Source organism: Nostoc sp., from assembly GCF_036916655.1.
GTDB lineage: Bacteria > Cyanobacteriota > Cyanobacteriia > Cyanobacteriales > Nostocaceae > Nostoc.
Genome location: NZ_JBALFY010000117.1, coordinates 246,433 through 258,752, shown reverse-complemented (window position 1 = coordinate 258,752; position 12,320 = coordinate 246,433). Strand labels below are relative to the sequence as shown.

The 12,320-nt window shown below is 43.2% G+C and carries 10 protein-coding genes; 3 read left to right on the top strand and 7 right to left on the bottom strand.

All coding sequences use genetic code 11. From position 1 onward, the window contains the following. Positions 1 to 128: 128 nt before the first annotated feature. From V7L31_RS31525 to V7L31_RS31515, 3 genes are all read right to left on the bottom strand, one after another. Positions 129 to 1,082: an isoaspartyl peptidase/L-asparaginase gene (locus V7L31_RS31525; RefSeq protein WP_334699874.1), complete on the bottom strand. Its 954-nt coding sequence runs from the start codon at positions 1,080 to 1,082 to the stop codon at positions 129 to 131. Positions 1,083 to 1,207: 125 nt separating this feature from the next. Continuing rightward, entirely contained in the window at positions 1,208 to 1,363 is a 156-nt protein-coding gene (locus tag V7L31_RS31520; RefSeq protein ID WP_094341107.1) for a DUF2256 domain-containing protein, read from the bottom strand. Between the two features lie 421 nt (positions 1,364 to 1,784). After that, positions 1,785 to 4,706: a GAF domain-containing protein gene (locus V7L31_RS31515; RefSeq protein WP_334699873.1), complete on the bottom strand. Its 2,922-nt coding sequence runs from the start codon at positions 4,704 to 4,706 to the stop codon at positions 1,785 to 1,787. Positions 4,707 to 4,816: 110 nt separating this feature from the next. On the opposite strand from V7L31_RS31515, the gene V7L31_RS32765 reads away from it, so the two are divergent. The 3 genes from V7L31_RS32765 to V7L31_RS31505 are packed head-to-tail and all read left to right on the top strand — an operon-like array spanning position 4,817 to position 6,361. Then, the gene (locus tag V7L31_RS32765; protein WP_442944522.1) at positions 4,817 to 5,002 is read left to right on the top strand and encodes a DUF6888 family protein; all 186 of its coding nucleotides are present in this window, start codon (positions 4,817 to 4,819) and stop codon (positions 5,000 to 5,002) included. Then, positions 4,999 to 5,190 (top strand): DUF6887 family protein, encoded by a 192-nt coding sequence (locus V7L31_RS31510; protein ID WP_229455084.1) that lies wholly within the window; start codon positions 4,999 to 5,001, stop codon positions 5,188 to 5,190. The genes V7L31_RS32765 and V7L31_RS31510 overlap by 4 nt, the downstream gene beginning before the upstream one ends. Before the next feature lie 28 nt (positions 5,191 to 5,218). Continuing rightward, positions 5,219 to 6,361, top strand: coding sequence for a quinone-dependent dihydroorotate dehydrogenase (locus V7L31_RS31505; protein ID WP_334699872.1), 1,143 nt, complete (start codon positions 5,219 to 5,221; stop codon positions 6,359 to 6,361). 186 nt (positions 6,362 to 6,547) lie between these two features. On the opposite strand, the gene V7L31_RS31500 is transcribed toward V7L31_RS31505, so the two are convergent. The 4 genes from V7L31_RS31500 to V7L31_RS31485 all read right to left on the bottom strand — a co-directional run bounded on the left by V7L31_RS31500 (position 6,548) and on the right by V7L31_RS31485 (position 11,795). Further along, the gene (locus V7L31_RS31500; protein WP_334699871.1) at positions 6,548 to 7,273 is read right to left on the bottom strand and encodes a hypothetical protein; all 726 of its coding nucleotides are present in this window, start codon (positions 7,271 to 7,273) and stop codon (positions 6,548 to 6,550) included. A gap of 291 nt (positions 7,274 to 7,564) precedes the next feature. Next, entirely contained in the window at positions 7,565 to 10,522 is a 2,958-nt protein-coding gene (locus V7L31_RS31495) for a DUF3769 domain-containing protein (RefSeq protein ID WP_334699870.1), read from the bottom strand. A 136-nt stretch (positions 10,523 to 10,658) separates the two neighbouring features. Continuing rightward, the gene (locus V7L31_RS31490; protein WP_041566417.1) at positions 10,659 to 10,775 is read right to left on the bottom strand and encodes a photosystem II reaction center protein I; all 117 of its coding nucleotides are present in this window, start codon (positions 10,773 to 10,775) and stop codon (positions 10,659 to 10,661) included. A gap of 318 nt (positions 10,776 to 11,093) precedes the next feature. After that, positions 11,094 to 11,795 carry an acyltransferase gene (locus tag V7L31_RS31485; protein ID WP_334699869.1) on the bottom strand — a complete coding sequence of 234 codons (702 nt, stop codon included), beginning with the start codon at positions 11,793 to 11,795 and terminating at the stop codon, positions 11,094 to 11,096. Between the last annotated feature and the right edge of the window lie 525 nt (positions 11,796 to 12,320).

Sequence of the window (12,320 nt, the reverse complement as noted above, 5' to 3'; positions counted from 1 at the left end):
GGGCAAGATGCCCACCCCACAAGATTGGATAATTTATTTGTCGGAAGTTCCTAAGGGTGTTATGAAACCCAATAATTAGCTGCAATGGCTGACTAGCAAGAAACTTTAGCCTCAGCGCTGGAACTGATTCAACAGTGGCCGATCAATTCACTATCATTCCATTCCAAGGTGTCACCAATTTTTTCGCCGTCGTGATAGGCGGCGAGTAAGATTTCGCTAGTTTTTCCCCAAGCGATCGCTCCACTAGCATCTAAGGCGATCGCTCCTAAATCCCGTTTGTTCTGGTGCGCTTCTGCAAGCGATCGCTGCATGGCATCCTTCAGAGACATCCCATCAGTGACACGTACTACAATCCGTGCGGCTAAACACTCATCAATAATATCTTCGCCAATGCCAGTACAACTTACACCAGCATTACTAGTCGCATAATTACCTGCGGGCATCGCGGAATCACTTACCCGTCCAATCCGCTCAAAGCCTTTACCACCAGTAGAAGTGCCAGCAGCTAGTTTACCATTAGTATCTAAAGCTACTACGCCGATAGTGCCACGTCCGGCATTACTGGTTTCTAAAAGTTCGGGTTCTGCTACCACGTTAGCCATTGTGCTTTTAAAATTATCTTGGCGTTCTTGTATCCACTCTTGTAACCGCAAATCGGTTAAAGCGTTATAGCTGGGGATTTGCATTTCCCGCGCCAACTCAGCCGAGCCAAAATCTGATAATACTCGGTCTGGCGAGCTTTGTAAAAATTGCGCCAAATCAATGGGATTTTTCACCCGCGAGATATTAATCACACCACTAAACCGCCCTGATGCACCATCCATCAGGGAAGCACTCATACGGATTTGACCATCAGATTGCAATACTGAACCAGTACCAGCATTAAAGCGGGGGTTGTCTTCGAGCATTAGGCAACCCTTCACCACTGCCTCAGAGGCAGTTGCTCCTGATAATAATAGAGAATAAACTTCTTCTATTACTGTATGGAGCGATCGGCGCACCGCCTCTAATCCACCTTTACCGTGGAGAGAACTACCAGCCCCTCCATGAATAATTAATTTAGGTTGCACCTGTAACTCCATTAATCTCTTGCGCTATTTGCGTCTGTATTGCGGTTAGTTTCATTAGGGACTGGGGATTAGGGATTGGGGATTGGGTATTGGGAAGAATTCATTCCCCATTCCCTAGTTCCCAGTCCCCAGTCCCTTTAAGTTTTCGCTTCAGAACGACGACGACGACAACGTTCTGAGCAGTATTTCACATCGTCCCAGCAATCCTGCCACTTTTTCCGCCATGTGAAAGGACGTTGACATACCGGACAGATTTTTGTCGGTAGGTCAGATTTAGAACGAACACGTCCCATATAAATACTGTGTAGATGAGAATTTCATTTCTGAGGGAGATGGAAGATAATTATAACCAGTTTGCTACGAAGGGAGGATACTTTTGGCGAATAAATGTCTTGTCAATCTCCCCTTAGACTTATTTCTGAGTCACCAATTTGAAAGGATGGGACTTTAAGCAGTGGGAAAAGAGCGATGGTCAAAGCCTTTGGGCAGCGATCGCTGTTTAAGTTATTTGTGAGGGCAAATCCACGAGGTTACTTGTTTGCACTCAGCAATCTAGTTCAATAATATTTGTCTGTGCGATCGCGCAATCTAGCTATCTGTACTAGCAATCTAAAACCTTTATAAATAAAGTACTTTGAGCAAATCAGTAAATTTCCAGAACTTAATTTTTTCTTAACTCAAGCTTATTTACAGACACTTTTTTTGAAAAAAGTACTAAGAATCATTACCAACTAACGGCAGCAATAATCGACTCACTACCCGATTATCTGGTAATTGATAGAAATTTAACTCTCCTCCCAACTCTTGTATGAGGTTTTGGCAGATGAGTAGATGCAAAGCTGGTGGTTCATCGAGGTTGGAGGGAGCAAGTATATCTTTTGGTGTATTATCATGTAGTTCTGTGAGTAGCTGTGGTTCGATCGCACCGTTATATGTGATCGACAGTTCTAGGGATGTCTGACGATCAGCTCCTCCAGTTGTAGAAGAATGCTTTGTATCTGAAGATTTTGGCGCATCTAAACGGCGACACCAAATATCAATTCTGCCGCCGATTTGAGAACGATTACAGGCAGTAAGCAATAATTCATGGATAACTAATTCAATTTTGACAATATCACCAGCGATCGCCATTGCAGATTGAGCGCTGGAGGTAGGAACTCCTCTGGCTGATGAAGAATTCTTGGGGGATTCTTGCTCGTCAATTGATTGTCCCAAGCCATGTACGCCAATCCACAGCTTTTGTTGTTTAAGTAAATTGTCGATGCGTTCGAGCGATCGCTTCAGTAAACTGGCTATGGACATAGTTTCCCAACTTATATGTAGCTGCCAGTTCTCAAGTTTTAGCATTCCACTCATAGAGGTGGCTGTATGGTCTAACTGCCGCAGTAATAGCTGGTAGCGCATCTGAGTTAGTTCATTAGCAGGAGTGCCCAAATCATGTATTTGTTTCAGAGAGTGGGCTGTTATTCTTTGAATTTCTTCTAGACGACGATGTTTGTACCAATTAAGCTGTCGTAATTCTTCTGTTTTAGATTCTAAAAGTCGGGTAATTTGCTTTTCACGACGCCACCAAGCTAATTGAGAAATCAGAGTTGCTGTTGCACTCAGGTTTTGTTCTGACCAGCGACGCTCTTGATAGTCTACTAACAAAACGATACCAGTGATTTCATAATGAGCAGTTGTACGTAATGCCATTACCAAAATTTGACTTTTGTCTGGAACATTCAACCATTTCCGGGTTTCCGGGGGTAAATTATTCGCCTTCAAAGTCAGGTAATTCTCTGTAGCAAGTGCCCACTGAATTAAGGCTTCAGCCTGGATAAGAATAGATGCCTCAGAAAAAATCCCAAATTGGCTATTGTCAATTACTCCAGGGATAATTTCTGCCCAACTTTGACCAGGGGCCCAAGATAGCATGATCGCTAGGGGACAACTCAAAATTGATGCTATTTGTTCGAGTGCTGCACGTTCTAAATGCTTTTTTTCGACCTCAATGCTGTTCTGAGATTGTGTCAGGATGCGTAAGCATTGCTCAAAAGCCTGGGAAGTTTTTTGCTGTTGGGTGGTGCGGTTATGTAATTGCCACTGACGAACAATTACCCCAATCTGTTGACTAACGACCCACAGCAATTCCTTTTCCAGGGTTGTCCAAGAACGATGAGTTTCTTGAGTGATGATCAAAAGTGGTGCTGGTATTTGACCGTGAGTGCATTTACAAATAAGTAGCGATCGCACACCATTTTCTAACAACGAGGGTCGCCAGTTAAAAAAGCGTAAATCTTCATCTAAGTTTTCAATTTCTACCGCTTGAGTTGAACGTTGCAAAAGTTGCCCATCCAATTCTTTGAGGGTATTGAGGGTAAATGTCAACGGTCGGCGATTATGGGGCTGGCTTTGATAAATAAACTGATAATTATTTTGCTCAGAGTCATACTGCAAGAGCAAAAAGCGGGTGGCAGCTAGTCGAGTTAAAATTCTTTTAGCACAACTTTGTAAAGTTTCCTGGAGGTCATTGTCACTATAAATACCTTGGGCAACTTGGCTAGTCAGTTGGGCATCTTCTTGAATCTGTTTGATCGTGCCTTCCATGTTTTCGGTAGGTGCAACGAGAGAAATTAAACCAGCAACACCCTGGACGAAATTTCTGTCTGTGTCCGTCCAGATGCGAGGTTCATTGCTTTCTACCGCCAGAAAACCGACTAAATTCTTTTGCCAAATAATTGGGGCTGCCAAAAGCGATCGCACCTTCAATCGTTGCAGCAATTTTGCCGTAAAATGACTCTTTAAAGAACTGCGGGCATCACCAATAGAGACAATTTGGTTCACCGCCAAAGCATAATAAAAGTCGCTCAACTCCTGTACAGTGATTCCTGCTGATTGCTGAGTGCTAGAATTGCGATCGATTTTAACCAGCTGATTGCTCATCCGACACCAAAAGTAGCGCCCTTCCCGCTCAAACCAATAAACATTTGTCCGGCTGGGGGAGATAAATTTATGAGTTGCTTGTACTGCTGCTTCAAGTCTTTGATTCAGATTACTGAGGGTGCGTAAATTTTCTAGCAGTTCTAATAATGGCTCGTCGCTTCGCCTGGTTTGCTTTTGCTGCTTATGCATTTCATTTTGATAAAGCACTGCCCCCAGTTCACCTAAAACCATCATCAAACGTGCTTTTGTTTCTCCTGTCAGTAGGTAGCCCCAACGTTCTGAACCCAATAACACCAAGCCTAAGCAACGGTCTTTATAACGAATTGGTAAAATGACCGTTCCCTGGATGTGGAATTTTTCGGCAACTTTGTGCCATTCGGTAGCGCGGATTTCTGTTTGTAAATCAGCTACGCCCAAAGGATGCTGTTCAATTACTACTTGCTCTAATAAATCCCCCGGACTGAGAACAACCCTTTGCCGTAAAAAGCTCTGGTCGCGTTCGGGTATGATGCCACCTTGGCCAAATAATATGTGATTCAGGCGATCGTAAAGAGCAATCCAAATCAGTTTGTAGTCAAACTCTTCCTTGAGATAAGAAATAGTAGTTTCAATCAGAACGTCAACATCATCTTCTTCTCTGAGGCTCTGGAGAACGCGCCCCAAAGAGAGGATTTGCTGTTCGGCGGCTATAGGTTTTTGCGGCTGCCCCATCTGATTTATTGGTTAACATAACTTGTAATATATAAGATGCCCAAAAAAGCACCCTGAGTAATATTGCCACAAGTGTTTAATCTTGAACCTGAACAGCTTAATAGAGGGTTATGTACCCACTAGTACCGACAGCAAAACAAACCTTTGAATTTTTCTTAATTTGCGTCAGATTAGGTAATGTACTTCTGCCAATTAATGCAGTCAGACTAGATGAGAGAACCAACCAAATCTATGTCTTGGCTGGCGAGGAGATAGAAGTGCTGATTTACCCAAATGGGAAAGTGAGGTTTTTATGACTGATATAAATCTTGCCGCAATGAGCAGAGAGCAATTGAGAGACTACGTAAAAAACCATCCACAAGACCAGGTTGCATTCCAAGCATATATGGACAGACTACAAGATGAACCTGGCATTGAGATCACTTCAATGGATCAATTTGAGCAGCTAGTACGCGAGAAAATTAGACAATCTCAAGCAGAATGATCTGCAATAGCTCCAAAAATAACAGCTAATGGATATTTATAAATTTGCCATTCGTCCGCTTTTCTTCAATGTAGTCAAAACCGATGCGGAGTGGTTACACCAGCAGACGATTCGCAGTTTTAGCTGGCTATCGCAAAGGAATATTAGCCCCCCTGCTAGCTGGGTAAACCGCCACCTAGAAAAATCCCTGTGCTTGTACGATTCACGCCTAGAACAAAATTTGTTTGGGCTAAATTTCCCAAATCCCATAGGGTTAGCAGCTGGCTTTGACAAGGATGGAGTTGCTGCTGGCATTTGGTCTAACCTGGGTTTTGGCTTTGCAGAATTAGGAACTGTAACTTTTCACGCCCAACCAGGAAATCCGCGTCCTCGTTTGTTTCGCTTGCCGTTGGATAAAGCTGCTCTCAATCGGATGGGCTTTAATAACAATGGTGCAGCAGTCATGGCAGCACGATTAGCACAGGAAAAACAAGAGTTAACCCACTCAATACCCATAGGGATAAATTTGGGTAAATCGAAGGTAACTCCCTTAGAAGCAGCCGCACAGGATTATCTCGATAGTTTTCGTTTACTCAAGGATTTGGGAGACTATTTTGTTGTTAATGTTTCTTCTCCCAATACACCAGGGTTACGATCGCTCCAAGATGCTTCTATGCTTAGTGCCATCTTAAATTTATTACAGCAAGAGAAGAGTACACAAAAACCAATTTTTGTCAAAATAGCACCAGATTTATCATGGGAAGCGATCGCTGACATTATAATTCTTGCTAAAACCTACCAACTGGCGGGAATTATCGCCACCAATACCACCATCAGCCGTGATGGACTGAAAACTCAGGTAATTGACCAAACTGGCAAATCACCCCAGGATGAAGCAGGCGGAATTAGTGGTGAACCATTGCGCGATCGCTCCACTGAGGTAATTCGTTTTATTTGGCAGCAAACTCAAGGCCAAATCCCAATTATTGGGGTTGGTGGTATTTTTTCCTCAGAGGATGCTTGGGAAAAAATTACTGCTGGTGCTAGCTTGATTCAGGTTTATACAGGCTGGATTTACGAAGGCCCACTGATGGTACGCCGTATTCTAGCTGGTTTACTTTCCAAACTAGAACAAAGCGGATTAAATTCCATTAACCAAGCTGTGGGTTTAGAATTCAAAAATCAAAAGTAATTAATATTTTTGAACTAGGGATTGGGGATTGGGGATTAGGGATTGGGGATTAGGGATTGGGGATTAGGGATTGGGAACTAGGAAGATAAGTATGTGGATTCAGACCCCAACCAAATCTTAAAGGAATTTCTTACCCAATCCTCAGTCCCCAGTACCCAGTCCCCAGTCCCCAGTCCCCAGCCTCCTTCAACCTTCTTCCTCCAGTGGGAAAAATTCTTTAGTTTTTTCCGAGTATGACCAGGCAATGCCATCAGGGTCTTTACTACGACTCCACTCAGGAAACTCTGGATCGTTTCGCCGTTTATAAACTGTGCTGGAATAGACATTTAACCGTTTAGCAAGTTCAGATTGGATGAGAGAGCCAAAAATTAACTGTTTTTCTAGCGATCGTTGAGCTTCTTGATGTGTTTGCTGTGGGATTGATTCGGTTTCTGGTTCTTCCTCTTGTGGGGTTGGTGGTGGTGCTAAGAGCGATCGCGCAGTTTTAGTAACCGCTTGAGCCGGAAGTTCTTTAACAGGCTCACTACTGTCAAGAATATTGCCGAGAATACTGGCAGTTATAAAGTAATAAGATTGCCCCGACTCTTCGGAGTTCACTATACTGGCACCAAATTCCGAGGCTTTACCATCCAAGTAGCGTTTTGCCGTTGTTCCGGGAAAATTGCCTTTGATTGCCAAGTCCATTGGCGTAAGTCTGCCTTGATTTTCGCGAACTAATTGATGAAAAATTGGGTTAACTCGTACAGTCCACTGTTGCCATTGATATTCCTGCCAAAGCTTGAAGGCAATTGCCAGCACAATTAGCGCTAGTAAAATTCTCCAAGTGGCAACTAGGAAAATAATCAAAAACGAGATGGGCAAAAGTAGAACGAGAAAAGCCTTGCCGTTATCTTCTATGGGTTTCTCACTCATGCCGATTTTTGCCAAGTGAATTTTGGGAAATAATATTATTATATTGGCAAAAATTGAGACACTTTTTTGTATCTTTTGGCAAAGTTGCGGCAAATGTGTCGGCAAAACCTTTATTCGGTATGTGTTATGGGCTTATTACCTTTCTGCTTATCTAAGTATTGGTCTGCGATGCCTACGGCGGTAAACTACGCACCAAAGTTTTTTCCCAGAGAAAATTAGAGAGTTTTAACTCATCCCCCGGCTTCAGGGGGGAAATCGAAGTTATTAGTCATTAGTCATTGGTGCTAATGACTAATTACCCTGTTCTACACCGTTCACTACTGGCTTAACTTCCGAGAATGGATCAGTGCCACCACCCCAGTTAAAATCACTAATTCTGATGCTGAAGCCGCCTAGCTGCAACACAGGATTGTAACGTAAGGTGATGCCATAGGTACGACGGCTATATTCCAAAATGTAGTCAGTACTAGTTTGTGTACCAGTATCCAAGTTAATAGATGTTTGAAAGCCTAAACGATAAGGGCCGTAGACTTGCTGTGATATCCCAGCGGTTAAAACTTTATTATCGACGGAGCGATCAAACAAAAAGGGTGATAATCCGTTATTTAAGCCTTGAGAAAAACTGATATTAAAGGCGGTATAGTCTAAGAAAGGTCGAGAAAAATGACCAATTTGCCCTTGTAAACCAATTGTACCGGTTAAGGTGCTTTGATTATCACCATTGCTGTAATAACTGCTAGTGCCTGTAAGTCCAGCGATCGCTAGTAAGTAAGGAACTACAGGGTTAGCTGTGTATCGTAATCCCTCAGTGGCAGTGGGTGGTAATGGTTTTCCCTGCCATAGCAATATCCCAGTACTGAGGGCAACGCTACCTTGTAAACGACCTAGTGAGATGCGATCGTTTTCGCGCAGTGGTTGTAGTAAGTCTTGGCGATCGGTGTTGGCATCAATATACTGGGCACTTGCCTGATAGCTGAGGTTAATACCACTTTTTCCTAAGGGAATCACAGGAGAGGTAATAATACCGCCAAAACTGCTCTGGACAGTTTGAAAGCCAAGGCTACCGTTGTAGAGGCGATCGCGGTAGTTATATTGCACATTCAATATGTGGGGAAGAGAAGTGCCTATTGTCTGGCGCAATCCCAAATTCACCCGCAAATTGTCTTCCAGCTGGCTGAAGTCAAAACTAGTTAACTCGCCAGTTCCCTGAACTACCGTCCGTGGACTCAAAACAGAATTTATCTTGGTCTTTACAGCAAACAGTGAGCCTAAGTTACTAGTGCCATCTTGCACGGCTCTCTGTATTAACAACTGGGGCGTGATTGTCCAGGTAGTATTGTCTGTAGCGATCGCTGGAAAGCCATGTTCAATATACAAACCGCCCCGCTTATCTCCATCATAGCCAGGGGAGACTATTGCAGGTGAAACATCCCGCTCGCGGCGGTCAATAGTCTTTTCATCCAACGGAATTGGTAAGGAGATTTTTTGATCCAATACCAAACGTTGCTTCTGTGTCCTGATGCGGTCTACTAAAGGTGTCTCTCGCGTCAGAGTTACTTTATCTGCGCGTAATTCTAGTTCTGGCGGCGAAAAAGGATCGTTGGTGATGCGAACATCATTTGCTTGCCAGCCTTGCGGATAAAAGTCAATGTGTTCAGCTTCAAACCTGAGCCGCTTGACTACACCCCCTGTTTTCGGTGGCGTTATATTGCTAGCATCTGCCTGACCGCCAAGTGACACATCAATTCCTCCAGGGCTGCTCACACCGGAAATCGGCTGATTGGCCCTGATGCGATCGCTTGGTGGACGTTTTGGCACTCCACCAGCACTGACATCAGTGGGCAAGAAAGCAAAATCTGTTTGGGCTGAGGGGACGTAAATTTCGCCTCTACCATTTTCCAGTTCCCCACTATCTTGAACAAAGTTATAGGTAAAGCGTTGCCCACGCAGTATTTGATCGCCCCTTGTTAAAGTTACATTGCCTTCTCCCGCAGCGATCAAGTTGTCCAAATTGACTTGCAAGCGATCGGCATCTACCACCGCCCCATCAAATCGCACAACTACATTACCGACAGCTGTAATAATTCGCTGTTGCTCGTTATACTCTTGCCGATCTGAAGTCACTTCCACAATTCTCGGCCCGGCTGGCGGTGTAGTAGCTGGCGCAGTTATTGTACGAGATGGTTGAGGCTGATTAGTGGTACTTACCTGTGGTACTTGGCTTTGTTGTTGAGCTTGAGACTTGAATTCGACAGTAATGGGTACTGAGAGTTGGTTTGTAGGCTTACGAGACTTAAATGTTATAAAATTTTGTACTGATTGAGAACTCGGTGCAAGATCAGCAGCAGATACAGAGATATTGTCTTTTTTTGGAGACTGTTGTGCAGTAATATCACGTTGCTGTTTTTGTTCGGTTAATTTCTCAACTAAAATTTCTACCTTGGATTTGGCTAAATGGTTGTTGTTGTTGACAGTGGGGGCAATTTGCAAAAGGGGTGGAGATTGGGCGACAAGGGGACTGGGAGAAACCTTATAGCTCAAGCTAGAAGATTCCAAAAAGGTTTGTTTTTGTCCAGTGCTAGAGTTTGGAGCTAGCGTAGACGCAAAGCGGCTTGTCGTTAGATATCGCTGTCCGACTTTTTGAGAAGGTTCACTTTTTGCGTCTTGCTCAGAAGCCTCTACTGCAACTTTTCTTGGCAATACAGCGGCTTCTCCTTGCATCTTCTGTTTACGCAGCGCTGAAATGAGAAGAAGTTGCGATCGCTGGATGCCGCCACTCGAACTTGTTTTTGTATCTTCTTGATTTTGGCGATTAGACGTTGTAACCTTCTGCGTGGGATAACCAATTACCTGCGGTTGCCCCAAAAGCCCAGCAGTTCCAGAACCAGTGAATGGGGAACTTCCTGGTGGTAAGGTTTCTGGTGAATGAGATATAGAGGAGGTTTTGGCAACTACCAAGTCATCCTGAGTTGAGTTAATCGGAATTGGCAATGAAGGATCGCTCTTAGCGTTACCCGCTATTGCCAACTGAGCCAAAACCTTGGGCTGCTTGGATTTATCTGTTTTTTCGTGTATTCCAGTATCTACACCTGAAAGAAATTTTGTATGACTAGCAGATGAGTCGGAATTTACAGGTTGTAAAGATTCGAGGATAGGAGGCGGATCGGGTGGCAGAACTGGATGAAGCATAAGTGAGCAAAATCGGGCTAACAAACAGCCAAATGTCGGACGGAAGGATAAACTATACATTCTGCCTTCCGACTGTCGCCTTCTGCTACCTACAGCAAGCTACCTGGAGGAAGAAACTTACTAATTTTCGCTTAGTAAGTTTCCGTGGCGTTTAGTATTTTCCGCCTTCCAAAGTCGCGGATGATTTATCGCCCTTTTACTCTAAGTCCCGACGGCCGGGGTTACGAGCGGGATCGTTCGACAAAAATCCGAAGATGAAGATAGTTACGAAGAAGGCAACAACAATATAAACAGCGATTTTTAAAGTCAGCATAGAAATATCTCCAATGGGTAAAACAAAGAGAGCTTTTCTTTTAGGATCTGCCATGCAGAAAAGATAGCTACTTTATATTACCCAAATCTCGTCCCTTTTTTAGAGGACTCTGGGGACTGGGGATTGGGAACTAGCAGTGTCTATCCTATCCTACGCTTATTGAGAATAGTACAAGATATCAGTTGTCTGACTTTTAGATGACCCTAAGAAATAACTCAGAGGACTATTGGCTCTTCTGACGTTGACTGACGGCAAAGGTTTCCCAAAAAAAGGGTAGAGGTTGCAGGTTACAGTAAATAATCCCCAATCCCCAATCCCCTATTTCTCAGCTTTAACTTTTGCTATATCTTTGCCAATTCGGTTTTTAATTACTCGTGCAGGTATGCCTACAGCAACAGAGAAAGGAGGAATATCTCTGTTAACAACTGCTCCCGCACCAATAACACTGCCTTTGCCGATAGTAACGCCATCTAATACTGTTACTCCATGCCCTAGCCAGCAATCATCCTCAATCACGATTCCCTTGCGAGTAACACCTTGGTATTTAATCGGCTCTATCGGATCGGCAAAATTATGATTATTGGCATATATCCCTGAATGGGCAGCAATCAAGCAGTGTTTACCAATTTTAACGTTTCCTGGCCCCTCAATACACACGTTGGGAGCAATGAAGGTGTCTTCATCAATTTGTATACATGTATCTTCCAAAGAGCCGATATCAACGTTACGCTCAATAGCAACTCTATTTCCTAGATGAATTCTATTATTTTTGTGCCCTCTAGCATCCATCCGCACACCCTTGAAAATATAGACTCCACTGCCGATCTCAATACAAGAAGTACCGTTAAATTCAACACCATTTTGAATATACACTGAGTTGCCTATCTGGCCAAAAATACTGCGATACCCCAAATTACGCAACTTTGGCCCCAGAATAAGTGTTGGAATATCTCCTAACACAGTTGTTACTAAAAGTTCTTGCGCGCGCTGCAATTTTGAAAAATTTTGCTCGTTCTGCATGGCTACATATCTCTTTAATCAATTGTTGTTGAGAGTGTTGAAAGTTGTTTTGGCTGTATCTTAATTTTCTGCCAATACCAATTATGCTCTGTGTGTATTAATACATGAGCTAAAGTAGCAGTATCACAAAAATTTCCCAAGATTTTTAGATAGTTCTCCAACATTTGAAAAACCAGAGTCTAGCTTTGACTATGTGAGCAATTTTTGAGTTTAGGTGTGTAGAATTACTCAAGTAATATGCACAATTGCGTTAAGTCGCCAGAAGTTTTTGTACTATATGTACGTAAAACTTTAGCTTCTTTGCCACAAAATCAATTAACAAAGCTATTTCAGGGCATTGCCAAGTCAAAACTCAGATTCTTAAATTGTCTGATGGGAAAATTTGCTGGTTTAAATAGGCTACTGTTTTGGTTCTCAGTCAAATTTGAAAAGCTTGCTACCGCTAACAGCACTACTGAAGTAAATAGGGATAGTGTTGTCTATCTTGAGGGTATTTCCTCTCAAGCGATTTTAGTCTTTTGAAAC